1 protein-coding gene is annotated in these 404 nt (G+C 64.6%); it reads right to left on the bottom strand.

The window, feature by feature from the left end:
• On the bottom strand, positions 1 to 404 hold a 404-nt coding region (locus SOP95_RS31910; RefSeq protein ID WP_323609578.1), incomplete at both ends, for a helix-turn-helix domain-containing protein.

Genomic DNA, 404 nt, shown 5'->3' with positions numbered 1-404 from the left:
ACGGTCCATGCGATATGGTCGATGGTGCCGTTGGTGAACTCCAGCATCTGCCGCGCCTTGCCCACCCGCAAGTGCTGACAGTACTCGGTGGGTTTCAAGCCCGTCGCGTTGCGAAAGCGCCGCAGGAAGGTGCGCTCTTCCAGACCCGCTTCCTGGGCCATTGCCGTAAGGGAAACATCCACCGCGCCACTGGCTTGAAGCCAGTGCTGAACCCTGAGGATGGCCGCGTCGCCGTGGCCGAGTATCGGCGCGAAGTTGCTGCCGCATTGGCTGGCGCTGTCACTGTGCTCGATCACCAGGAAACGCGCGGTATCGGCCGCGATGCTCGGGCCCATCAGGCGATCGACCAGGCGTAGGCCGAGTTCGGACCAGGCCATCAAGCCGGCGGTGGTGATCAGGTCGCC

The sequence above is a fragment of the Pseudomonas sp. YuFO8 genome (assembly GCF_035065025.1).
GTDB classification, from domain to species: domain Bacteria; phylum Pseudomonadota; class Gammaproteobacteria; order Pseudomonadales; family Pseudomonadaceae; genus Aquipseudomonas; species Aquipseudomonas putida_AE.
Note: the sequence above shows the minus strand (reverse complement) of the source record. Positions and strands in the feature narration are given on the sequence as shown.